Annotated in this window: 30 protein-coding genes; 10 read left to right on the forward strand and 20 right to left on the reverse strand. The window is 38.3% G+C overall.

What is annotated here, in order from left to right; translation table 11 throughout:
- Window positions 1-19 precede the first annotated feature (19 nt).
- From DC498_RS13970 to DC498_RS14015, 10 genes are all read right to left on the reverse strand, one after another.
- A complete protein-coding gene (locus DC498_RS13970; protein ID WP_116874792.1) occupies window positions 20-271 on the reverse strand; it encodes a hypothetical protein in 252 nt (83 codons plus the stop codon).
- A 3-nt stretch (window positions 272-274) separates the two neighbouring features.
- Complete coding sequence (locus DC498_RS13975; RefSeq protein WP_116874793.1) at window positions 275-589, reverse strand: rhodanese-like domain-containing protein; 315 nt, start codon at window positions 587-589, stop codon at window positions 275-277.
- Window positions 590-593: 4 nt separating this feature from the next.
- Complete coding sequence (locus DC498_RS13980) at window positions 594-875, reverse strand: rhodanese-like domain-containing protein (protein ID WP_116874794.1); 282 nt, start codon at window positions 873-875, stop codon at window positions 594-596.
- 21 nt (window positions 876-896) lie between these two features.
- Window positions 897-2,318 carry an MBL fold metallo-hydrolase gene (locus tag DC498_RS13985; protein WP_116874795.1) on the reverse strand — a complete coding sequence of 474 codons (1,422 nt, stop codon included), beginning with the start codon at window positions 2,316-2,318 and terminating at the stop codon, window positions 897-899.
- Window positions 2,319-2,412: 94 nt separating this feature from the next.
- A complete protein-coding gene (locus DC498_RS13990; protein WP_116874796.1) occupies window positions 2,413-3,057 on the reverse strand; it encodes a peroxiredoxin in 645 nt (214 codons plus the stop codon).
- A 37-nt stretch (window positions 3,058-3,094) separates the two neighbouring features.
- Window positions 3,095-3,910 (reverse strand): sulfite exporter TauE/SafE family protein, encoded by an 816-nt coding sequence (locus DC498_RS13995; protein ID WP_116874797.1) that lies wholly within the window; start codon window positions 3,908-3,910, stop codon window positions 3,095-3,097.
- Between the two features lie 106 nt (window positions 3,911-4,016).
- Entirely contained in the window at window positions 4,017-4,649 is a 633-nt protein-coding gene (locus DC498_RS14000; protein WP_116874798.1) for a Crp/Fnr family transcriptional regulator, read from the reverse strand.
- Between the two features lie 52 nt (window positions 4,650-4,701).
- Window positions 4,702-5,298 carry a class I SAM-dependent methyltransferase gene (locus tag DC498_RS14005; protein WP_116874799.1) on the reverse strand — a complete coding sequence of 199 codons (597 nt, stop codon included), beginning with the start codon at window positions 5,296-5,298 and terminating at the stop codon, window positions 4,702-4,704.
- A gap of 152 nt (window positions 5,299-5,450) precedes the next feature.
- Window positions 5,451-5,819: a thioredoxin gene (gene trxA, locus DC498_RS14010; RefSeq protein ID WP_116874908.1), complete on the reverse strand. Its 369-nt coding sequence runs from the start codon at window positions 5,817-5,819 to the stop codon at window positions 5,451-5,453.
- Between the two features lie 120 nt (window positions 5,820-5,939).
- On the reverse strand, window positions 5,940-7,358 hold the full coding sequence (locus tag DC498_RS14015) for an MBL fold metallo-hydrolase (protein ID WP_116874800.1): 1,419 nt from the start codon (window positions 7,356-7,358) through the stop codon (window positions 5,940-5,942).
- A gap of 344 nt (window positions 7,359-7,702) precedes the next feature.
- Here DC498_RS14015 and DC498_RS14020 point away from each other — a divergent pair, with 344 nt between their 5' ends.
- Window positions 7,703-8,899: an NAD(P)/FAD-dependent oxidoreductase gene (locus tag DC498_RS14020; protein ID WP_116874801.1), complete on the forward strand. Its 1,197-nt coding sequence runs from the start codon at window positions 7,703-7,705 to the stop codon at window positions 8,897-8,899.
- Between the two features lie 488 nt (window positions 8,900-9,387).
- Here the strand turns inward: DC498_RS14020 and DC498_RS14025 are convergent, their stop codons facing one another.
- From DC498_RS14025 to DC498_RS14060, 8 genes are all read right to left on the reverse strand, one after another.
- Entirely contained in the window at window positions 9,388-10,071 is a 684-nt protein-coding gene (locus DC498_RS14025) for a hypothetical protein (protein WP_116874802.1), read from the reverse strand.
- 8 nt (window positions 10,072-10,079) lie between these two features.
- Window positions 10,080-11,114, reverse strand: coding sequence for an alpha/beta fold hydrolase (locus DC498_RS14030; protein ID WP_116874803.1), 1,035 nt, complete (start codon window positions 11,112-11,114; stop codon window positions 10,080-10,082).
- A gap of 43 nt (window positions 11,115-11,157) precedes the next feature.
- Complete coding sequence (locus DC498_RS14035; RefSeq protein WP_116874804.1) at window positions 11,158-11,535, reverse strand: hypothetical protein; 378 nt, start codon at window positions 11,533-11,535, stop codon at window positions 11,158-11,160.
- A 74-nt stretch (window positions 11,536-11,609) separates the two neighbouring features.
- On the reverse strand, window positions 11,610-11,981 hold the full coding sequence (locus tag DC498_RS14040; protein ID WP_116874805.1) for a hypothetical protein: 372 nt from the start codon (window positions 11,979-11,981) through the stop codon (window positions 11,610-11,612).
- Between the two features lie 20 nt (window positions 11,982-12,001).
- On the reverse strand, window positions 12,002-12,379 hold the full coding sequence (locus DC498_RS14045; RefSeq protein ID WP_133176856.1) for a hypothetical protein: 378 nt from the start codon (window positions 12,377-12,379) through the stop codon (window positions 12,002-12,004).
- Between the two features lie 48 nt (window positions 12,380-12,427).
- A complete protein-coding gene (locus tag DC498_RS14050; RefSeq protein ID WP_206197621.1) occupies window positions 12,428-12,847 on the reverse strand; it encodes a DUF6326 family protein in 420 nt (139 codons plus the stop codon).
- Window positions 12,837-13,532: a DUF4386 domain-containing protein gene (locus DC498_RS14055; protein ID WP_116874807.1), complete on the reverse strand. Its 696-nt coding sequence runs from the start codon at window positions 13,530-13,532 to the stop codon at window positions 12,837-12,839. Before DC498_RS14055 ends, DC498_RS14050 begins: the two co-directional genes overlap by 11 nt.
- Before the next feature lie 95 nt (window positions 13,533-13,627).
- Window positions 13,628-14,467: an alpha/beta hydrolase family protein gene (locus tag DC498_RS14060; RefSeq protein WP_116874808.1), complete on the reverse strand. Its 840-nt coding sequence runs from the start codon at window positions 14,465-14,467 to the stop codon at window positions 13,628-13,630.
- Window positions 14,468-14,713: 246 nt separating this feature from the next.
- Between DC498_RS14060 and DC498_RS14065 the strand changes: the two genes are divergently transcribed.
- The 6 genes from DC498_RS14065 to DC498_RS14085 all read left to right on the forward strand — a co-directional run bounded on the left by DC498_RS14065 (window position 14,714) and on the right by DC498_RS14085 (window position 19,530).
- The gene (locus DC498_RS14065; protein ID WP_116874809.1) at window positions 14,714-15,757 is read left to right on the forward strand and encodes a sensor histidine kinase; all 1,044 of its coding nucleotides are present in this window, start codon (window positions 14,714-14,716) and stop codon (window positions 15,755-15,757) included.
- On the forward strand, window positions 15,750-16,442 hold the full coding sequence (locus DC498_RS14070) for a LytR/AlgR family response regulator transcription factor (protein WP_116874810.1): 693 nt from the start codon (window positions 15,750-15,752) through the stop codon (window positions 16,440-16,442). Before DC498_RS14065 ends, DC498_RS14070 begins: the two co-directional genes overlap by 8 nt.
- 21 nt (window positions 16,443-16,463) lie before the next feature.
- Entirely contained in the window at window positions 16,464-17,114 is a 651-nt protein-coding gene (locus DC498_RS14075; RefSeq protein WP_206197622.1) for an HsdM family class I SAM-dependent methyltransferase, read from the forward strand.
- A 15-nt stretch (window positions 17,115-17,129) separates the two neighbouring features.
- The gene (locus DC498_RS26415; RefSeq protein ID WP_206197627.1) at window positions 17,130-17,450 is read left to right on the forward strand and encodes a hypothetical protein; all 321 of its coding nucleotides are present in this window, start codon (window positions 17,130-17,132) and stop codon (window positions 17,448-17,450) included.
- A 243-nt stretch (window positions 17,451-17,693) separates the two neighbouring features.
- Complete coding sequence (locus tag DC498_RS14080) at window positions 17,694-18,725, forward strand: type IV toxin-antitoxin system AbiEi family antitoxin (protein WP_165813841.1); 1,032 nt, start codon at window positions 17,694-17,696, stop codon at window positions 18,723-18,725.
- Window positions 18,706-19,530 carry a nucleotidyl transferase AbiEii/AbiGii toxin family protein gene (locus tag DC498_RS14085; protein WP_116874812.1) on the forward strand — a complete coding sequence of 275 codons (825 nt, stop codon included), beginning with the start codon at window positions 18,706-18,708 and terminating at the stop codon, window positions 19,528-19,530. The genes DC498_RS14080 and DC498_RS14085 overlap by 20 nt, the downstream gene beginning before the upstream one ends.
- A gap of 479 nt (window positions 19,531-20,009) precedes the next feature.
- Here the strand turns inward: DC498_RS14085 and DC498_RS26795 are convergent, their stop codons facing one another.
- Entirely contained in the window at window positions 20,010-20,138 is a 129-nt protein-coding gene (locus DC498_RS26795) for a transposase domain-containing protein (protein ID WP_116874813.1), read from the reverse strand.
- A gap of 17 nt (window positions 20,139-20,155) precedes the next feature.
- Complete coding sequence (locus DC498_RS26800) at window positions 20,156-20,281, reverse strand: IS66 family transposase (protein ID WP_370443910.1); 126 nt, start codon at window positions 20,279-20,281, stop codon at window positions 20,156-20,158.
- 185 nt (window positions 20,282-20,466) lie between these two features.
- Between DC498_RS26800 and DC498_RS14105 the strand changes: the two genes are divergently transcribed.
- From DC498_RS14105 to DC498_RS14115, 3 genes are all read left to right on the forward strand, one after another.
- Window positions 20,467-21,459, forward strand: a complete 993-nt coding sequence (locus DC498_RS14105) for an SDR family NAD(P)-dependent oxidoreductase (RefSeq protein WP_116874816.1) — start codon at window positions 20,467-20,469, stop codon at window positions 21,457-21,459.
- A gap of 120 nt (window positions 21,460-21,579) precedes the next feature.
- Window positions 21,580-23,061: an aldehyde dehydrogenase family protein gene (locus DC498_RS14110; protein ID WP_116874817.1), complete on the forward strand. Its 1,482-nt coding sequence runs from the start codon at window positions 21,580-21,582 to the stop codon at window positions 23,059-23,061.
- A gap of 183 nt (window positions 23,062-23,244) precedes the next feature.
- A complete protein-coding gene (locus tag DC498_RS14115) occupies window positions 23,245-24,054 on the forward strand; it encodes a helix-turn-helix domain-containing protein (RefSeq protein ID WP_116874818.1) in 810 nt (269 codons plus the stop codon).
- Window positions 24,055-24,101 lie beyond the last annotated feature (47 nt).

Here is a 24,101-nt window from a genome sequence, read left to right on the forward strand (position 1 = left end):
CTCCTGCCGGCTATACATATTATACCACTTCTTCAAATGCTATTTCTTCTTCCCCGTTTTTTGCAGAACTCTTTTTTGCAGAACGAGTATTTACACTACATCCGTTAACGCCGCAGCATCCGATATTCATCACTCCCATTGTTAATAAAAGACCACCAGCTATACCAAGTATATAATCATGATCTTTAAATGCAAATATCAAAGCCGCGATCCCCATTCCTACCCTGAGTACACGCATAAAACTCCAGCCTGTAGCTAATAATGCTTTCATAACTTATACTATTTTATGATTTAATACATTCCATGCACCACCGTTATAACATTCCACGCCTGCTGAAGTTAGCATACTTTTTGCCATACCACTCCTGTTTCCACTGCGGCAGCAGGTAATAACGGGTTTGTTTTTTTTCTTCAATTCTACAGCTCTGCTTTTTACTTCATCCAACGGAATATTTATAGCACCCTTAATATGCCCGCTCCTGAACTCTCCGGGTGTTCTTACATCTACAATCATCGCTCCCTGGCTTAGTAATGCTTTATAATCAACATTATTACCCACGCCAAACAACTTTTTAATTATTCCTAACATGGTATCAGTTTAAATAAGTTACTAAATCGCTGATAGCACCGCCATCGTATATATTCTTAATGCCAATACTATTCAGATATTCCACTGCCCGGGAGCTCCTGTTGCCGCTGCGGCAATAAAAAATTACAGGCGTTTTTCCAAGTCCGTCAATTTCCTTGTATCTGAATACAAAATCATCAAGGGGTATATTTACAGCACCGCCAACATGCCCGCTATTAAATTCCATAGGCGACCTTACATCAACAAATTTTGCTGCGGGGTCCGCGGTTATTTCTTTAAGTGTCATTGCTTAAAATTTAAAACTGTTTTATAATAGGGTAGATGGGCAAACATAATCTGTAACTTTAAGGCGATTGCTTTCTTTGATCGCTTTAAAACCACCTCTTACGTCAACCAGGTTATCAAATCCCCTTGCTCTGAGTATGGAGTTAAATATCATGGAGCGATATCCCCCCGCACAATGCACATAGTATGTTTTGTTTTTGTCTATCATGCTCATCGAATCATTAATAAAGTCAAGTGGCGCATTTTCTGCATTTACTATATGCTCGCTCAGGTATTCGCTCTTTTTACGCACATCAAGTATGGGTAATGAAGGATCTTTTGCCTGCAAATCAGCCAGCTCACCTGCACTAATGCTTTTAATCTCATCAACCTCTTTACCGGCTTTTTTCCATGATTCAAAACCACCTTCCAGGTAACCAATAACATAATCGTATCCCACCCTGCTTAATCGTGTTACCACTTCTTCTTCAGTACCTGGCTCACAAATCAGCAATATTTCCTGTTTAATATCTGGTATCATAGCTCCCACCCAGGGAGCAAATGATCCTTCAAGACCTATATTGATTGAGTTAGGAATAAATCCTTTTGCAAAATCCTGAGCTGCCCTAACGTCAAGCATTAAAGCCCCCGTTTCATTGGCAGCGGTTTCAAACGCATCGGGCGACATGGCATGCAAACCTCTTTCCAGTACTTTATCAATGCTTTCATATCCCTGTATATTCATCATAACATTCAGGGGGAAATAAGCTGGAGGTTCTACAAGCCCGGTAGTTACCTCTTTAACAAATTCTTCTTTTGTCATATCAGGGCGTAAGGCATAATTCGTTTTCTTCTGATGCCCCAACGTATCTGTGGTTTCTTTACTCATATTTTTACCACAAGCGCTGCCTGCGCCATGTGCAGGATATACAATAATATCATCTGCCAGCGGTATAATTTTATTTCTCAACGAATCAAACAAGTATCCGGCAAGTTTATCCTGTGTTAAATCGGACTTTACTTTTTGTGCAAGATCAGGACGACCAACATCTCCAATAAATAATGTATCGCCGCTAAATAAACCTACCTCTTTGCCATTTTCATTTTTTAATAAATAACAGGTGCTTTCCATAGTATGTCCGGGAGTGTGTAAAACCTTGATCGTTGCTTTACCAACTTTTAAGTCCTCACCATCCTTTGCTGCGTAAAAATCAAATGCAGGCTTTGCATTAGGTCCGTATACAATAGGAGCTCCCGTTTTCTTTGAAAGATCCAGGTGGCCGGATACAAAATCTGCATGGAAATGTGTTTCCAGCACATATTTTATTTTGGCATTGCTGCGCTCAGCCCTGTCAATATAGGGCTGCACTTCGCGTAAAGGGTCAATGATCACCGCCTCTCCGTCACTTTCAATATAGTAAGCACCCTGTGCTAAACATCCCGTATATATCTGTTCTATTTTCATTTTTATACTTTTTAAAGTTATACTGCAAATATCCTATAGTTTTATTCAATCATAGATGACATAAGTCACACACCATATTTTGAATAAAAAATGATTATGCTAAAGATTTTTTTGCCAGGTACCAGTCTACCATTTCGAGGTTGCTTTTCTTTCTTTCAGCCAGGGCTTCAAGTGTTTTTGGTGCACCTACAATTACTTTATCTCCGGGCTTCCAGTCAAGCGGCATAGCGCATTTATTTTCATCCGAAGTTTGCAGTGCTACCAATGTACGTTTAATTTCTTCCATATTACGTCCCACATTCATAGGATAATACATTATTAACCTTATTTTACCTTTGGGGTCAATAATAAATACGGCTCTTACAGCGGCAGTTTCACTTTCACCGGGTTGCAGCATACCATACAGTTTAGCTACGCGCATATCAATATCTGCTATGATCGGGAATTCAAATAGTACGCCTGTTTTTTCATATACCGCGTTTACCCAGGCAATATGCGAGTGAATACTATCAATGCTAAGTCCTATCAATTTTGTATTATGGTCGCCGAAAAATTTCATTTCTTTTGCAAAGCCACTCATTTCTGTAGTACATACCGGAGTAAAATCTGCAGGGTGAGAAAATAATACCACCCAGTTACCTTTGTTATATTCAGAAAATGTAAGTTTACCAATAGTTGTTATCGCTTCAAAATCCGGAGCATTATCTCCAATACGTGGCATCATAGTTATTTGTTCCATATTGTCATTGTTTTAAAGATTAAATAATTTTTTATAATTAATGTCCTCCACCTGTTCCGGGAAAGAATAATTCTTTTACTATAATGTAAATGCCCATTACCAGTACAAACCAGCCAAATCCTTTTTTAAGACTCCCTGCAGACACTTTGCCGCTCAATTTATTTCCGATGAATATCCCGACAATGGCAAGTCCTGTTACTGTTAAGAGTAATGACCAGTTCATTGTTTCTTTACCAAGATCGCCGGTAAAACCAATTAATGATTTTGCTGCGATGATTAACAGCGATGTACCAACAGCCTGCTTCATGGGTAATTTACTGAGTAATACCAGTGCGGGTATGATTAAGAAACCGCCACCGGCGCCTACCAGCCCGGTAAGTGTTCCAACCACTAATCCTTCGAATAATATGACCGGGTAGTTAAACTTCTGCTCTTCCGCTCCTGCTTCAACCGGCTCTTTCTTATCTCTTATCATAGATACTGATGCAAATACCATAAGCACTGCAAAAAGCAGCATCATCAACAATGATTTTGTTACAACCAGGCTGCCTATTGTAAATATATTTTCGGGTATTGCCGGAACAATGAACGCTCTTGTGGCATATACCGCCGCAATAGAAGGAATACCAAAAATGAGCGCTGTTTTAAGATTGATCTGTCCAAGTTTATATTTGGGGTAACTGCCTACAAGGCTGGTTGAACCAACAATAAAAAGTGAATATGCGGTTGCAATAACCGGCTGAACACGGAATAAATACACCAATACCGGCACGGTAAGAATAGATCCTCCGCCTCCTATTAATCCTAACGAAATGCCTATGATCAGCGATGCTAAGTAACCTGCTATTTCCATACTGTATTATAATTTATACGGCAAAGATGGCAGGTATAAATGGCTCTATCGGTGATTATGGTTACTTACAAAAAATTGATTGACTATTTTTAAGAATAAAGTCCCTTTAATCTTTTATCCATTCAAAAGAATTTCTATTGATAATGATCCAGCCATTTCTTTCCATTTTTTTCATCAGCCTGCTTATAACCTCTCTTGAGGAATTGAGATCAGTTGCTATTTCCTGGTGGGTAAGTTTTACATGCTTTCCAAATTGCTTTACCTGCTTTTTAAGATAAAACTCCAGGCGTTCGTCCATGTTTTTAAAAGCAATTTCATTAATGGTTTTCAACAGTTCTTCGTACCGGGAGCGATAGGTTTTAATTACAAAATAATGCCAGCTCTTGTACTTGCTCAACCATTTGTCCATATACTCCAGCGGAATGGTAAGCAATACCACATCTGTCATTGCCTTAGCGGTTACCTGGCTTTTTTCCTGCTGGTATGTGCAGATCATCGACACTGCGCAGGCCTGACCCTGCTGCAGGTTATACATGAAAAACTCATTACCCTCATCATCTTCCTGGTATAGTTTTACAATACCATCCAATACCAGCATTGTTGACCGTATGGTTTGCCCGGCTTTAAGCAATGCCGTTCCGGCAGGAACTTCTTTTATATCTCCGTATTGCATCAGTTCTTCATACAAACCTTCTTCAAGATTGGGAAAAAGTTCGTGGAATTGTTTCTGATCATTCATAGTGTGATATACCGATTTATATTTTCCGTACAAAAGTATTACTTATCAATGATTACAATTTTTGACCGCTTAATCGCAGCACTGAAGCTTCACCGTAATGAAATTTTCCTTCTTCGAGAAAAACGTGCTTCTGTTCACAATTCAATATATGCAAAAGCCGGAAATCATTACACAGCGAGGGTGCATCGTACAACATTGCTTCGTCTTTTGGGCCGCCGGATGATAAAGCTAACTGCTCTTTTCCAAATGCTTCCAATATTAAAAAACCGGTGGAGTTTAATGATTTCATCATTTCCGCGTGAAATTTTTTCCGGATATCCGGGGGTACATGTGTGTAAATAAGCGCAACGGCATCGTATTGCTTTGTTGCTTTAAAGGCATCAATATCGGCTACCCAATAATTAATATGCACGTTTGCAACTTTAGCGTTTGCCAGCGCCTTTGCTTTGGCTACTTCACTATAATCAAATGCATCCACCTGCCACCCCTTGCTTGCGGCATATATTGCATTGCGTCCTTCTCCTTCGGCAGGAAGCAATAAGGTACCGGGCTTATGAAGGTCAATAAAAAGTTTAAAAAAATTATTAGGCTTGTTACCATATAAGGTTTCATTGTCGGTATATCGCTGATCCCAGAATTGCTTTGTCATTGTAAATATTTAATGCTGAAGCAGGCAAAATAACCTGTGCCGATCTGTACTTAAGTGATAATAGTCACCTTTTCGGTGTAAAATAAAAATTTAACGCTCCCTTTTAAAAAGGAGCGTTTTCATTAAAAAGTTTAAGTATGGTGATTACTTTGTCAGGCCTGGGTACTTACGACCAGTTTCTCTTCAATGATTTGCTTAAATATATTTCTAGGTAATGCACCCGGCTGCATTACGGGCTGATCATTTACAGGGATAAACAAAAAAGTGGGTATGCTGCGAATGCCGAAAACGGCTGCCAGTTCCTGCTCTGCCTCAGTATCTACTTTATAAATGAGTAATTTCCCGTCATATTCTTTAGACAACTCTTCTAAAACCGGGGCAACCATTTTGCAAGGACCACACCAGTCTGCGTAAAAATCTATAATAGCCGGGAGTGTGCCCTTATAGTTCCAGTCTTCACCTTCGCTATAATTAAATATATTATCCTTAAAATCCTGTGTTGTTAATTTTATAGTAGTCATTATTATTTTTTTGTAAAAGTATTTATACTTCATAACAGAGGATGTAACTTTTATCACCTGTCCATAAAAGAACTGGCTGCCACAAATGACAACCAGTTCGCCATACAACCTGTTCAAATATTAAAGCATGGTTGCCTGCGCTTTATATGCTGTTTTCTCAAGTTTTGTTGCGCCTAAGGCTTTAAACCCTCCTTTAATATTAACCACATCAAAGCCCCGTGATTTTAAGATAGAGGTGGTAATAAGTGAACGGTATCCACCGGCGCAATGGATATAGTATTTATTATCTTTTTGCAGCATCCCCATATTGCTGTTAATAAAATCCAGTGGAAAATTTTTAGCGCCTTTAATATGCTGGCTGGTAAATTCACTTTCTTTCCTGGCATCCAGCAGGTGTATTGTTTTATCTTTTGCATATAGTTCCGCAAAGTCTGTTGCAGTTATCTCAGGAATGTTGTCGGTATCAAAGCCTGCTTCTTTCCATGCTTTTATTCCTCCTTCAAGATATCCCAGTGTATTGTCATACCCAACCCTCGATAGCCTGATAACGGCCTCTTCTTCGCGGCCTTTTTCTGCAATCAATAAAATAGGTTGCTTCAGGTCTGTAATTAAAGCACCAGCCCAGGGAGCAAAATTATCATCAAGACCAATAAAGACAGCGCCGGGTACAAATTCAGCAGCAAACACATCCTTGCTTCTGGTATCAATAACCAGCGCTTCTTCTGTTTCCCACACCAGTTGAAAATCTTTAGGTGTAAGTGGCGTGGTACCTTTTTTAATGACATCATCAACAGACGGTATACCGCCTTTGAGGTTCATCAATACATTATAAGGAAAATATTGCGGTGGTTCAACCAGCCCGTCTGTAACCGCTTTGATAAATTCTTCTTTTGACATATCAGCGCGAAGCGCGTAATTGAATTTTTTCTGATTACCTAAGGTATCGGTAGTTTCTTTACTCATGTTTTTACCACATGCGCTGCCGGCACCATGCCCCGGATAAACAATCACATCATCGGCAAGCGGCATGATCTTATTTCTCAAAGAATCAAACAATAACGCTGCCAGATAATCAGGCGTAATTTCCGCTTTTACTTTTTGAACGAGGTCCGGCCTTCCTACATCTCCAATAAATAATGTGTCGCCGGTAAATATGGCAATATCTTTTCCTTTTTCATCTTTTAATAAATACGTGGTAGATTCTATTGTATGTCCCGGAGTGTGCAATACTTTTATCGTTACATCTCCGAGTTTCAATTCCTCGTCATCTTTAGCTATATAAGCATTGTAACCCGGAGCTGCAGTCGGACCAAACACAATTGTTGCACCGGTTTTCTTTGCAAGCTCTATATGTCCGCTAACAAAATCTGCATGAAAGTGGGTTTCAAGAATATATTTGATGGTAGCATTGTCTTTTCCGGCTTTTGCAATATAAGGCGCTGTTTCCCTAAGCGGATCAATAATAAGCGCTTCGCCGTTGCTTTCAATATAATATGCCGCTTCTGCAAGACAGCCTGTATAAATTTGTTCAATTTTCATGATCAGTGGTTTGAAAAATTAAAAATATTTTTTAAGTCAATCGTTGTGCTCCCTGTACATTCCTCAGGGACATCTTGTTTTGCATTGCTGTGTTATCATATAAAATCTCTTTACATCAAAAGTCCGCAATTCATAACCAGCTTATGTATGTTTAGTTACACATACACATGACAGATATTACCATGAATATTGACGATGATCACCTTTGGATACAAAATAATTTTTTAAATAGCTATAATCTGAGCAGCAACATTCATGCACAGTTATAATAATTTTTTATAGTGATTAATGTCACATATCATACCTTATTAAACTAACTATGTAAAAAATAAAATCAGTGCCATATGTTTTACAAACATCAGATAGTTATAGTTGGTGGTGGAAACGCAGGAATTTCTGTTGCGGCAAAACTTCTTTTAAAAAATAAAAAACTGGATATAGCTGTAATAGATGCAGCTACAAAGCATTATTATCAGCCAGCATGGACTTTGGTTGGAGCGGGTGTATTTAATATCCGGGACACTGAACACAATGAAGCGGATGTGATGCCCAAAGGAGTTACGTGGATCCGGCAGCATGTAACGGGATTTTCGCCTGAACAAAATACTGTACAGCTTGATAATGGAGATGCTGTTCAGTATAATTATTTAATTGTAGCTGCAGGCATACAACTTAACTGGGATGAAATAAAAGGGCTGAAAGAAACATTAGGTAAAAACAATGTTTGCTCTAACTATAGTTTTGATTACGCACCCTACACTTTTGAATGTATCAAAAACTTCAAAGGAGGCAAAGCCATCTTTTACAACCCCCATACCCCGGTAAAATGCGGCGGAGCGCCCCATAAAATAATGTACCTGGCGGCAGATTATTTCAGAAAACATGGAGTATTGGAAAAAGCTCAAATAGAATACTGGAGTGGCGGAACCCGGCTGTTTGGCGTACCAAAATATGAAAAAACTTTATTGAAGGTTTGTGAAAAGGCGAAAGTAGGCTTTCATTTTTTTGTAAAACTTGTTGAGATAGATGGTCCAAATAAAAAAGCAACATTTGTTGGGTTTGGTGAAAGCAATAAAGACCAGGAATATATAGTGGACTTTGATATGATACACGTTACTCCTCCGCAAAGTGCTCCTGATTTTATCAGATCAAGTTCGCTGGCAAACGCCGCAGGCTGGGTTGATGTTGATAAATATACCTTGCAACACGAACGTTACCCTAATATTTTTTCACTGGGAGATTCCGCTGCTTTACCCACCAGCAAAACCGGCGCGGCCATAAGAAAACAAGCGCCAGTTGTTGTTGAAAATATCCTTTCAGCCGTTGCTAATCAACCGCTCACAGCTAAATATAATGGCTACACAAGTTGCCCGCTGGTAACCGGTTATGGGAAACTGGTGCTGGCAGAATTTGATTACGACAATAAACCTCAGGAAACTTTTCCTTTTGATCAGAGCAAAGAGAGATGGAGTATGTACATATTGAAGAAATATATTTTGCCCTGGCTGTACTGGGCTAAAATATTGCCGGGAAAAGCGTAGCGATAAAAGTAAATACAAGAGTGATTCATAGGAGCAAAACATCAATTCCTGTAAACCACTGAAGACTCACAGGAATTGGTGTGATTTGACATCTAAAATAGCTCAAGTTGCTAGAAGGAGGAGAAAGACCGTGAGCATCAATAAAATGATAATTTTGAGTTACAACACCTAAAACAGTATTATCGGTGCTTACAGATGATAAATTTACAGGCATCTATTGGATAGCAGATGATTTTTTAAATGGTATCGAACATATAATACGTTTTGATACAATTCTCAAATTTTACAACTAATCTTTGTTTCTTTTTTAACTTTTTTGTAAAAGTTAAAAGGGTTGTTTGTAGAATTATTCTCAACGGATTGGTAGTGCCTGCGGGCGAGGCAGTAGCATAGTTTTATCCAGAAACTGAAGTTAGTTCCGGGTTAAACATTGGTATCTCCTTACTGCTGTTCACCTGTGTCTGTAACGTTGAAAAGACACTCTCGTTTTAAAATTTGAAGTTCAATCCCAATTGCCCATAAAAAGGTAGCAATGGCTGTGATTTAAAATCTTGTTGTAGAATTTTTCCGGACTTCAAAGTAATATCTGCTTTTTTCATAGAAAAGCCACCTTGCAACCCGTAATAAAAATCACCTCCGGTTGCGGGCTCATACCAGCCGTCCTGCACATTTTCGAAAATATTTTTTTTATACCACCCGCTATGTTTAAAGTTTGTAACAATGGCTTTATCAAACCCTGCTTCAGCTCCCAAAAACCAATGTTTACGATAATAACCAAATGCGCCAGCGAAATCACTTCCAAAATTGAAAAGTGTAACCGACTGATTCTGGTAACGCCTGGATATTCCTTGTACCCTCACTGAAAATTGAAAATGATTGAATGCGGCAATCCTTATTTGTGCACCTAACCTCACTTTAAAATCATCTGTGAACTTATCTCCAGATGGTATAGAGAATTCACCCCCAATCCATAAAGGAAATTTTTTAATGGGTATTAAGTGATGATAACCCAAGCCCGTTGTTATGCCATATTCTGCACCTGCATTAGCATGTAACAGGTGCTTGGTTTGTTTGGAAATATTTTTCCAGTTTATAACCTGTGCATATATTTTTTTTTGAGAAAATGAGAAAGCAGCAATTATAATAATTGATTTAAGCGTAATCGTTTTCATTTGTGTTGTTATAATGATTGTATATAAGAAATAATTTTAGGCTCCATAGTTGTCGCCCAGAAATTTACCTGGTCTATCATTCCTGAATGACCTACGCCTTGTGCTTTAAAAATTTCTTTGGTAGGATAAACTGATGAAATTTTTGTTGCCCAACTGTCCGGGTATGCTTTGTTGTTAGAGCTATAGATAAAAAGTGTTTTGGTAGAAAAATTATTGATACCTGCCGAAAAATCAGGCTTAGTATCTTGCCCCAATTCATACGATGCTGCATTAACAACGGCGCCACTGCGGGATGCAACATAAGATGGAGCATTATTGCCTAAATCTGAACCAACATCACCAACTATTGCATTTGTAGTACCCATCAGGCCAGCTTTATAATCTAAGATTTCGTGCTGGTCTTCTTTACCACTTATAAACTGGTCAATATATGTAGCATCATTTAAAGTTTCACTCCACAACTTGAACGACCTTGATTCGGAAACGTAGTCAACCACATCGTCCCATTTTAATCCACCCGGCTCGGCTACAATTAGGCCATTTATCTCGTTTGGGTATTTACCGGTGTAGCCGGTAGCTAGCATTGCTCCCCACGACTGCCCTAATAGAATTACTTTTTGCGAACCAGATGTTTTATAATGAGCTATCACGCCTTTTAATTCATCATAAAAAATTTTATTAATGGCATCACTGCCTTGGGTTTTATACCAACTTTTTGAAAATCGTTGAGAAAGACCTGCACCTCGCTGGTCGTAAAAAACAACACGATAGCCTTTTGTTGCAAGAGTTTTGCAATTGAGCATATAACGGTAGTCGCCACCTGGGCCACCATGAATACATATAATCAATGTACTGTCTTTTGCACCAAAAGCTTCTGAATGCAGCTTTGCACCATTTACGGTTATTGACGGAAGATTAGCATCTTCCATTGTAGTTTTTGGAACCAGATTTCCAGGTTCACCAATATACCTTTCCTTAGTGCAAGAGAATGAGAATACTGACAGGATTATTACAGTTAAATAAACTGAGAATAATTTTTTCATACTATTTACTTTATTGTTTTAACGTTACTCACTACTTTCTTTGTTATTGAAAAGTGTATGACATTGCAGAATTGGGATCGCTGTATGACTGAGATTTTACAACCTGATTGTTGACTAGTATTTCCAGTTTTACGGTTTGAGGGGGATTGACAAAATATCCAAGTGTTATAATATTGTTTTTGTTTACAGTTTTTGTGATGGTTTTCGTGAATGGTAATGATGGATTGTTGACAGTAGTCTGTCCTCCGGTTTCGTTATCATAGGTAATGGATACCAGATTATTCGTTGTTGTGCTGCTAACACGGTAGGTAATGCTCACTTGTTTAGGATAAGTATTATCTGTATCGGAATCTGATTTTTTGCAAGATGCTGCAAATAAAATGATTAGTGCGATAAAAAGAGATGTGCTAAGTTGTTTCATTTTTTTTAAAGTATTTGTAGAAAAAATTATTTTCTAATGATATGTTAGAACAATTATTTTGAGTTTAATCTTTATTAGATAATTTTCTTTTTGAAGTAATAAAAGATTTCAAACCCACCATCGAAGTTTCGGATAAGAGTACTTACCATCTCCCAGCCGTTTTTCCCAATTATTTCTATCGCTTCATCTCTGTATTTAGAGACCGAAACCGCAGTTCCTATCTCTTTAGAAACATTGATTCCAGTTACCCAAAATTTATCTTGTCCAAGAGCTCTTTGAAAAACTAATTCGGCATAGGTAAATTTATCATCACTGTAATCTGAAGTAATAGAGTTTTTAATACTTGTTTGTTGGGTATTGAAAATTTCTTTTTCATTATGGGCAAAGAGAGTTCCATAAAAAAATGACATAACAAATAGCAGGCTTATCGAATATTTTTTTTGCATGATATTATTTTTAAGGATTATTATTCAAAAGCATAAATGATAGCCCCGGCAGTAGATGGGAACTCTTGGGATTTTACAGTATTGTTATCTACTATAATTTCTAATTTAACGGTTTGAGCCGTATGTGTACCATAACCTAATGACAAAACATCATTTTTATTTACAGTTCTTGTAATTGTTTTAGAATATGGTAAAGCAGGATTTACAATATCCGTATTCCGGCCACTTTCATTTTTATACTGAATGAGCGTGGCAGAATTAGTCGTTGTACTCGTTACTTTATAAGTAATAGAAACTTGTTTAGGATAAATATTACCAGTATCAGAATCTGATTTTTCGCAAGATGTTGCAAGGAACATGATGAATACGATAAAAAGGGACTGTTTAAATAATTTCATTTTTTAAAGTTTTGGATATGTTATATAAATGAATAAGTGATTGGAATATTAATTCTTTGGCCAGATCCAGGCCTTCCATACTATAATTGATGTAATGACGCTTTCCAATAAAGCCAGCATTACATAAAACATTCTCCATTCAGTAAAGGATGAAACCCCTACAAATAAAGTGAACAGGGTTAAAAATATTCCAGTTGAAATATTTAAAACCCTATTCCATTTTGGTTTTATCATAAGAGAAAGAAAAATCATGAGTGAAGGAAGTGCCAAAATAATTGTTGCCAAAAGCAATTTGTAAGGCGTACTCAACATGTTTTGCCCATTCAGCAGCCCTTGTACTTTTCCGGGAACGTATAATTCAAAATAATCACCATAGATGTACAAAAACATTACCGAAGTCCAAAGCGCTGAGAGCTTCAGTTTGATATTGATTTTAAAGTCTTCGAATTGCATTTCGTTATTTTCCATTTGCCTTTGCTTTTGAACCAAAAAATAACAGCCAAAAACATATACAGATTTCTCCTGCTGCCGGCAGCATACTCATATATTTTCCAATCCCTGCTTTGGAGTAATTTTCAAATAAAGTATTGCCGGTAAAATTTACCAAATAACCAACACAACCCAACACCAATAAAACGCCTAAAAACTTCGGTATAAATCCTGATCTGTAAACCAGTAACCCGAATGGGAGAAGCCAAAGTCCCCAAAATACGGTTGCAAGCAAAAGCCCATCGTTATACTGATGGAGAGAAAACATTAGTTTGCTTTGTAAGTTTTCTGTTGAAACATCATGTAGAAACGATTCTTTTCCGGTGAACGTTAATGCGGCATATTTATGTTGTAAATTATTAAATGACAAAGGCACACTCAGTAATGCCAGTATTACCATTGACCTTGCATGGAACTCATTAACAGTTTTTAAAAGCTTGTATAAAACAAGGGGCAAAAATGTAAACGCCATATAGCAAACTACGCTGCTGTAAATACCAAGCCTGAATAAAAGAGGAGAAGCAGTAATGTTATAAAATGTTGCTGTTCCACTATCCCAGTCAATAAGCTTTTGCGGAACATAAGCCAGGCTGAACATTCCTGTAACTATAACAGCGAGGTAAAGAAACCCGGCAGCCTTTGCCGTATTTTTATTTGCATTCATATTTTTTCTTAAAAAGGGTGTGAGGTTTTTCTTTAATACAGGAATCGGGTAGCCATTAACTATTTAACCAAAATATTTGTGTTGCTTCTTTTCTCTTAATTATGGGCTTCTTCTAATAAAATATTCCAAACACTATGCTTGAATTTTTCAGTAAACAATGAAAAATGCCCAATTTTTGAAGCCTTAAAATTTTCAGGAAAAAAGTGCAGCCTTTTTATCTTTGCATTTTTAAATTTTGCAGTCAGCCATTCAACAGATTTTTTTGAAGCAAAAAAATCGTCATCAATGCTTATAGAAGTTAAGCTGCATTTTATTTGGTCAAAGTAAAGTTCGCCGTCAGAAAAATAAGGGAATAAGTAATCGCTGCTCTTACACCACTTAGCCCATTCTTCAGCAACATTTTTAGGCAAGCTCTCCATCCTGCTCAATTTTTTAGAAGGCAAATACCCGAATACTTTTGTTAGTGCTGGAACCAACAAATACCAATTTACCCACATTCTTATTCTACTAGCTCCTTTCCAGAATTTCCAATAGCCAGATTGTGCCGCAACGAGAATAATTTTATCTGCCTTGTAAGACGATGGAGCTAAACCGATTAATTGACCGCCAATACTATGGCCCAAGAGGATAAGGTTATGATTAGGGTAAATTTCAATGGTATGGTTAATTACAGCTTCTAAATCTCTGTTTCCCCAATTTGTCAGGCTGCTATTTTCATTTTTGATATTTCTATTCAAAGATTTGCCAATGCCTGTATAATCAAATGTGATTGTTGAAATCTTATTTTTTTGAAAAATTTCAGCAAGCTTTTTATAAAATGATTGCAATATCCCAGCGGCGGATACTATAATTATAATTTTATCTGAGCTTATAGCATCAAATAAACTACATTTAACAGCATGATGTTTGTCTATATCGATTTGAAATAATTGCATGAAATAATAAAAATTCAGATGCAAGATTAGATAAATAATTATGCCCGAAAGAGTCGTGTCAATGAGAAGCGGTTTTTTGTAAACAGAAAGACAAATTACCGCTATGAGGTAAAATGAAAGAGAATACTTCTATTTTCAAAGCGGTTGATTGACATAATCCAGTAGTTTATTGATGCCGATCCTCCATTCACAGACTTTGTAAGCGAATAAGCTGGTTTTGGGTAATTTTATTAAACAAAAGGAGGAATGAATAAGAAAATAGATAGCAAGCTAGTTCGATTGTACTTGTACACTGGCTTGGGCTATTTGATATTGTATTCCTTCGGTGAATTTTTTGAATACCGGGATACCTTTGTACGCAGGGTTATTAATAGCATTTTCCTGATTAGCTATCTTACAATTCTTAATTATATATTATTTGAGAAAATTTTACGTTTATTCCGATGGCCATGTAAAAATAATCAGCGTGCATTTTTCTTCCTGTTTATAGCAATCCTATTTTATACATTTGGATTGTATGGTTGGCGCCAGCTATGGATAGAATTGGGTATTTATATAGATTATGCGCCCAAACACACATTTTTGAAGGGAGTGGCAATTCATTCTCAATTTAGCATTGCCTGTATCATTTTTTTTACAATAGTGCGGAATATATACAACAACATCAGGCTCAGAGAAAAAAACAATCAATTGAGAATTGAAAAAAAGGAAGCTGAATTAAACTATCTGAAAGCCCAAACAAATCCACATTTCCTATTTAATACCTTAAACAATATTTATTCATTAGCCAGGGATAAAAATGACTTGGCTCCTGAATCAATTTTACGGCTATCCAAAATTTTGCGGTTTATGCTGTATGAAATTGGGAAGGACTTTATAACCATCGATGATGAGTTGAAGATAATTTCTGATTATGTTGCCCTTGAGAAACTCCGCTATGACGATTCGCTACTCGTCACACTTAATACTAATATTGAAATTTCAAAACAAGCCATACCACCTTTGCTACTTATTCCACTAGTGGAGAATGCTTTTAAACATGGCGTTTCGGAAACTAGAACTAGGCCTTTTGTAGATATTAATCTTGAAGTAAAGCAACAGCAATTATTGTTTACAGTAAAAAACTCAATAGAAGAAACTACCACTGCACAAGAAGTGAAAGAAAATATCGGGCTTTCTAACCTGCGTAAGCAATTAGCACTACTCTATAAAGATTATGATTTAACAGTAGGGCATGAGAAGGCTGTTTTTACATCAACATTACGAATCAATTTAGCAAGCAATGTCTAAGATAAAATGCATTATAATAGAGGATGAGCCACTCGCCATTAAAGTATTATCGGACTATGTTGCACAAGTACCCTTTCTGCAATTAGAGGGCAGCTTTAAGGATGCCATACTTGCGACAGAATGGTTACGTACAAATGAAGTGCAATTGATTTTTTTAGATATTCACCTGCCAAAACTAAAGGGAATGGCTTTTTTAAAGACACTTACAAAAAAAACTGCAGTTATCATTACTACTGCTTATCACCAATATGCTGTAGAGGGATTTGACCTGGATGTAACAGATTATCTCCTTAAGCCTATTGAATTTGAACGCTTCTTAACTGCCGTAAATAAAGTAAGAGTTACTAAGTACAATAGCCTTCCCATAAATGAGGCAAATGAAGTGAAAGACTATTTGTTTCTCACTGTTCAAAAGAAAAAAATTAAAATTCTATTTTCTGAAATATTATACATAGAAAGTCAACGAGAGTATATAAAAGTGGTTACGGAAAAAAAAGAATTTATATCACGAATGAGTACACATGAAATAGAAACCCTTTTACCTGACCATTGTTTTAAACGCATCCATCGCTCATTTATCATTTCAATTAATAAACTGGAATCATATACTGCAGAATCAGTTGAAGTGAATGGAATATCGATCCCTATTGGTAGGGGCTATAAGGACGTTATCGAAAATCTTTAATGTTTCATAACTATTAAAGCTATGATTGCCTGTATTCTCCCCGAGCCTAATAAAACGATTGCAGACCCTGCATGTGGTACCGGTGGCTTTTTTCTGGCGGCATACGATTGGTTAACAGAAAATACAACGCTGGATAAAGTACAAAAGCAATTCCTGAAATTTAAAACATTTGCCGGCAACGAAATTGTACCGAGTACACGCAGGCTGGCATTAATGAATTTGTTCCTGCATAATATTGGCGATATAGACGGCGATACGTTGATTTCGCCAAATGACTCACTGATCTCCTCTTCAGAAACAAGATATGATTATGTGCTGGACAATCCGGCTTTCGGCAAAAAAAGCAGCATGACATTTACCAACGAAGAAGGTGAGCAGGAAAAAAAAGACCTTACATACAATCATCAGGGTTTTTGGGTTACTACAAGCAACAAACAACTCAATTTCGTACAACATATTAAAAGCATACTCAAAACAACAGGCCATGCAGCAGTAGTTTTACCCGATAACGTATTGTTTGAAGGCGGCACTGGTGAAACAGTTCGCAAAAAGCGATTGGAAACAACTGATCTGCACACCATACTTCGCTTACCAATCGGCATTTTTTATGCCGATGGTGTAAAGGCAAATGTGTTATTTTGGTATGGTAAGGAAGCCAGCAAAAGCCCCTGAACAAAAGAGGTATGGGTGTATGACTATCGTACTAACATTCATCATACCCTCAAAAAAAATCCGCTTAAGCAGGAAGACCTTCAGGATTTCATCAATTGCTATAATCCTTTAAATCGCCGTAAGAGAAAAGAAACTTTCAGTGAAAAAAATTCCGAGGGACGTGGGTGTAAGTTCTATTACGATGGAATCATTGCAAGAGATAAAACATCGTTGGATATTACCTGGATTAAAGACAAATCATTGGCCGATTTAGACAACCTGCCTGATCCCGATGAGCTGGCGGAAAAAATTGTAGAAAACCTGGAGCAGGGCTGGAAAATTTCAGGCAATAATTAATGCGCTGAAAAAATAATTACTGTACAATAATATCGCAAACAGTTAGTCTGCTTTATAGCCATGCAGTGATTATTTTTAACTCTATTAATATTTACTTTATCAGTTAACTTTTCTTTCCCACAGGCACCAAATGTTCACAAATTTCTGCCGTTCACTATTAGTGAACACGTAATTTTTGTGAACAGATTTTGGAGAATATCACTTTTGTTCATTATATTTGATTGTTCATTAAAAATGAACACAATGCAAAAAGTGAACAAAAAAGAACACATAGTAACAGCAGCGCTGGATAAACTGGGTGAACAAACTCCCATAAAAGGGAAATGGAAAGTCTATGTAAGTGGAGACGCAGACGGGCTGCTGCAACTTAATTATAATAAAAAGAACTACCCATTTGCTGTTGTATTGAAAGAAACATTGCGCCACGATCATATTGCGACATTTATAAAAAAGCCTAAGGCTACCGAACCATTGCTGGTAATTACTGCCAATATACCTGCCGGTGTAAAGAAAGCACTACAGGAAAAGCAGATCAATTATCTTGAAGCTAATGGCAATGCGTTTATCCGGAATGGAGATTTGTTGATTTTTATTGACGGCAAAAATCCTGCTGAAATAGAAAAAGCTACAGCCAACAGGGCTTTTATGAAAACAGGACTCAAAGCTGTTTTCCACTTGCTAAATCATCCGCAAGCTGTAAACGATAATTACCGGAAGCTGGCTGCTGATACAAATATTGCCTTAGGCAATATCAAGTATATTATGGATGGCTTGCGTGAAGCAGGTTTTATTTTTGACATTGATAAGAAAAATATCCGGCTCAAAAATATAGCTGGGCTACTGGAGCGCTGGCTGGTGGGCTACCGGGAAATACTAAGACCCACTTTATTATTAGGAACATATACATGGAATAAAGTAAATAACCCACAGCATGATTGGAAAAAACTGGATATGAAAAAAGCAGGTTGCTTATGGGGTGGAGAACCTGCTGCAGATATATTAACCAACTACCTGCGTCCTGAGCGGTTTCAATTGTATACCCCCCAGCATAAAATGCAGGCAATGCGTGCACTTCAGATATTGCCTGATGCTAAAGGTGAAGTTGATCTATACCAGCAGTTTTGGCTCGAACAACATTACAAAGATTTTCTCGACTGTGTGCCACCGCTTTTGGTATATACTGACTTGCTTCTTACTGATGATCCGAGATGCGCAGAGGCAGCGCAATTAATTTATGACCAATATTTAAAAGCGCATGTTGAAGCATATCAATGATAAGGAACTGGAGGAATTGTTTGCACTATTGGGAGAAGTATTTCATGCCCATAACATTGATTATTATTTGATCGGCGCCATTGCACGTGATTATTGGTATAAGAAGGGGCAACTTCAATCGAGGATTTCACGGGATGTTGATTTCGCTGTTTTGATTCCGGCTAAAAAGGAATATGAACAGGTAAGAACTGCATTGCAACAGAAAGGATTTACTGAAACAAGGCAAAATGCATTCGTATTGATCAGCCCCTCAGGTATTCAGATTGATCTGCTACCTTTTGGCGATATTGAAATTGATGATAGTGTAGTGCTGGAAGGAGAAGGTATGACCAGCATAAAGGTAAATGGCTTTAAAGAAGTATACCAGGCAGGAACAGAGGAAACAGATATAGCGGATAAATATTCATTCAAAGCCGCTACACTTTCGTCCATAGTGTTACTCAAACTGATTTCCTATGATGACAGGCCGGAACGCAGAGCTAAAGATCCCAGGGATATAGCTGGTATCATCAGGGATTTCTTTCATTTGCAATCAGACCTGATCTATAATCATCACAGTGATTTATTTATTACAGAGGAGGAATTAGAACTAACAGATATTGCTGCTATGGTAATAGGAAGAGAAATGAAAAAGGTCTGCGTTGATAATCATACCTTATGTACCAGAATTAAAAATATTTTAGCTGACGAAATTAAAAAAGGACAAGCTAGTCCCTTCTTAAGAAGAATGCAGGAGGAAACATCTTTCGATATTGAAATGATGAAAATTTGGCTTGAAAAACTGTTGAAAGGATTTTCTCAATAAACCGCCTGCCGCCGCCGATAAGCATTTATTATCCAACCCAACAACTGCAACGGCGTTGGCATCCCGCAAAAACCATGTGATAACCTATCTATTGTGATAGAAGATATATTGATCGAAAAGGAAATTTATGATCTGTTATAGTTGCTGAAATATGTTATCACATGGTTTTTGCGGGCGATAATTTAGCCCTTCTCTTTATAATATTTTGAAAAGATGGTTAACTTTATCCCGTCAACGTTAAGCGATGTAAGGACTCGTTAAATGCGTTATAATTTGCTCTTTTAGTAGACCCAAAAGTAGACCTGAAAAAGTAATCAACTGATTTTCAAATAGGAATGGTCGGAATGAACTATCCCGTCCGGTCCGCAAATTTTAAAGACGCTGTTTATCAGCGTCTTTGTTGTTATAGTGAGATGATGGCTCGAACTCATTTACGGCGGGTTCCGGTAGCTGTTTCGTATCCATCCGACCATGTGAGGTTAGGGCTTTTGAGGCAGCAGATTTTCGATATCGTTGATGCTTTTTCGGAATTTTTTCAGTATATGTGTAAGCCAACTCATAGGCTCAGCTTCGTTAAGTTTACAACAAGCCAATAGCGAATAGATCATGGGATGCCTGTGCTAATTCATGAGGTCCGGCAAACAGGAAATTCTTTTTCGCCAAGAGCAATAGGTTTTATATCATTTTCAGTTTTGTTGTTGTCGATCTCCAGGCGACTATCCTTAGTGATTAGAGTTAGTTTTCCCAACACTTCATGGAATACGACAGTGCTTTTCCTATCATAAAAGGATATGTTTTACAGATTGATTTGCAGTTAAACAAGCGATTTACGTTTCGTATGACCCAATGGTCTTTTAAACAAAACAAATTAGGGCTTTTAAACAAAGTCGGCGGCTTTGAGGCTTTCTACTTTTGTTCCAACAAAACAAATTAAAAATGGAACAGAACAATTACCAGGGAGCTTTACAACAACCAGCAGGTTCGGGTTTCAACGCAAAATCAACAACCAATGATGTAATTAAAAACATTGATCTTACAGGTAAAATTGTCATCGTTACCGGCGGTAACACAGGCATTGGACTGGAAACTACCCGCACGCTTGCGGCGGCCGGTGCAACTGTTGTTGTGCCTGCACGAAACATTGAAAAGGCGAAGAATAATCTGGCGGGAATTACCAATGTAGAAATAGTGGCAATGGACTTAATGTCGCCGGCATCTATTGATGCGTTTGCAAACAAATTTCTTGCTTCAGGCAGACCACTTCATTTACTTATCAACAATGCTGGTATTATGTGGGTGCCGCTCCGCAGGGATGATCGCGGCATCGAATCACAATTGGCAACCAATTACCTGGCGCAATTTCAGCTTAGCGCAAGGTTATGGCCCGCACTGAAAAAAGCAAAAGGCGCCAGAGTTGTGAATGTTTCATCTCATGGGCACCATTTCGCCCCCTTCAATTTTGAAGATCCCAATTTCCTGCACAGGGAATATGAAACCTTACAAGGATATGGACAATCCAAAACGGCTGTCAATCTTTTTTCAATGGAGCTGAACAATCGTAGCCGTGATTATAATGTAAGAGCATACGCTGTGCATCCCGGTTCCATTGGCGGAACAGAACTCGGAAGAGAGGCTCCGTTAGAATTATTTCAGAAAATGGGTTTTGTTGATGAAAACGGTAAAATGTTTCCTGAAATAGCAGCTTCCTTAAAAACAGTTCCGCAGGGCGCTGCCACTACAGTATGGTGTGCAACATCTCCCTTATTAAATAATATTGGCGGCGTTTATTGCGAAGATGCAGATATTGCCTCGCTATGTACAGATATTTCCAACCAAAAAGGCGTAAATCCTTATTCACTCGATGAAGCCAGTGCAAAAAAACTCTGGACGCTTACTGAAAAAATGACGGGTTTAAAATTCAATCTGTAATACTCGCTTCATCTCACAGCCTATAGCATTTCTTTCTATTAATACTTAAATCAAAAAACAAAAATCGTGCATAAGCACGAACAGGAATCTCTTTGTATAAAATCTTTAAAAAATTTAAAAATGGAAAATTTAAAAAAAATCAATCCGGAGCAATTGTTGTTTATCAACGGTAAACTCACACCATCCGTAAGCGGTGAGACTTACGATGTCATCAACCCCACAACCGAAGAAGTTGCAGGAAAAGTGGCTGCTGCCAACGCAGCAGATGCAGACCTGGCTTTGACTGCCGCAAGACGTTGTTTTGATGAAACAGACTGGTCAACCAATACTGCAAAACGCGCAAGGGCATTGGTTCAGTTGCGTGACGGATTATTAGCCGTTGCCGATGAATGGCGGCACCAATTGGTGGCAGAAAGTGGTGTGCCCCTTGCCTTTACTTATGGAGCAATGCTCAACAGTTCGGTAACAGACATTAACTACGTACTGGAATTGCTGAACAGCTATGCCTTTGAAGAAGAAATCGAGGATTTAGGTTCGCCAATGGGCGGTCCGGCAAAACGTATTATACGTAAAGAAGCAGCCGGTGTTGTTGTCGCTATCACACCCTGGAACGCTCCTGTACAAACCAATCTGCAAAAAATCATTCCTGCATTGGCAGCTGGTTGTACCGTTGTACTAAAAGCCGCCAACAACACGCCCTGGGCGGCTACCATGATTGGCCGTGTAGCTTCGCAATGTCCCGACCTGCCCGCCGGCGCACTCAATATACTAACATCAAGCCCTAACGCTAACATCGGTTCTTTGCTTACTTCAGATTCCCGTGTGGATGTTATTTCATTCACAGGCTCTACAGCCACCGGCAGCCGTGTAATGGGAAATGCATCGAAGACAATCAAGAAAACATTACTGGAACTGGGAGGTAAGTCTGCAATGGTTATTCTTGACGATGCAGATTTCGAACAATCACTTCCGGCTGCTGCCTTTGTGTGTGCCAATGCCGGTCAGGGTTGTATTGTAAACTCAAGATTGCTCATTCCACTTTCCCGTTATGAAGAAGCGATAACCATCCTGGAAAAAATCTTTCACAATATTCCTTATGGTGACCCGTGTGATACGAAAAATATTATGGGACCTATGGTTAGCGCAATACAAAGAAAGAATGTACTCGGTTACATTGAAAAAGGTAAAGCCGAAGGTGCACGCTTGGTTGTAGGCGGTGGTATACCGAAAGACCGCGCAAAAGGTTATTACGTTGAGCCGACACTTTTTGCCGACGTTGATAATAAAATGAGCATTGCACAGGAAGAAATATTTGGTCCTGTTTTGGTGGTCATTCCGTTCGATGATGATGAAGATGCCATCCGTATCGCCAATGATTCCATCTACGGACTGTCCGGTTCGGTTGTATCAGCCTCTTTTGAACGTGCTATGCACGTAGCCCGTAGTGTGCGCACCGGTTCGATGAATGTAAATGGCGCGTTCTTCTTTTCTGCCAATGCACCGTTTGGCGGTTACAAGCAATCTGGCATCGGGCGTGAAAATGGTGTAGCCGGATTTGAGGAATATCTCGAAATAAAAACGATCGCTATACCGGCTTCATAAACTGATAGCCGATGGCCACGAAGATCATGAATAAGACCGGGCTGAGCGGCCAGCCGATCCAAAAGCCATTCATGAGGAAGGGGAATTACCGCAATTCCCTTCCCCGGCTTACGGCCTTTTAAACAAAGCAAACTGTATGCAATTTTCTATTTTTGCCTTACTGACTTCTTTAAAAATAAAATTATGGATTACAAAGCCCGGTATATTACCGAAGATATAAAGCTCTCCAGCTACGAGGATAAATTTTTTAAATCAGACATTATGTTTGATCACCACATGCTGGTATGGTTTCTTTCCGGGGAAACCAAGATCGTTCAGGCAGATGCCACTTATTTTTTCAAAAAGGGAGATATTTTCCTGATCCCAAGAAACCAGCTGGCAACGATCATCAATTATCCTAAAGACGGCCAGCCGCATAAAACAGTAGTGATGCATTTATCGGTAGATCTGTTAAGGGATTATTATGCCAGCAGGAACGTTAAATCCAATCCGCTGAAATCGCCTAAAATCTATAGTTTCAGCAACCATCCTTTATTAGAAAGCTGCCTTGCTTCGCTCATGCCTTATTTTGACATGAAGGATATACCTAAGGATATAGCATCGATTAAGATTACGGAAGCCATTAGTATTCTCCGAACATTAAACAGTGAAATTGATCAGGTGCTTGCCAACTTTGAGGAGCCGGGCAAGATCAACCTAGTTGATTACATGGAAAAGAATTTCATGTTCAACCTGCCTATGGAAAAATTCGGTTACCTCACCGGCAGAAGCCTCACCACTTTTAAGCGGGATTTTAAAAAAGCCTTCAGCACAACACCACAACGATGGCTTACTCAAAAGCGGTTGGAGCTTGCGCATTACCAGCTTACGGAAAAAAAGAAAAAACCCCTGGATGTATGCTATGAGGTTGGTTTTGAAAACCTGTCGCATTTTTCGTTTGCCTTTAAAAAGCAGTTTGGATTAGCTCCCAGCCAACTGTCCGGGAACAGCTGAGTTATTGATATAACTTTTATAGCTGAATAAAATGCTTACAATATTAT

The organism is Terrimonas sp. (assembly GCF_003075435.1).
Taxonomy (GTDB): domain Bacteria; phylum Bacteroidota; class Bacteroidia; order Chitinophagales; family Chitinophagaceae; genus Agriterribacter.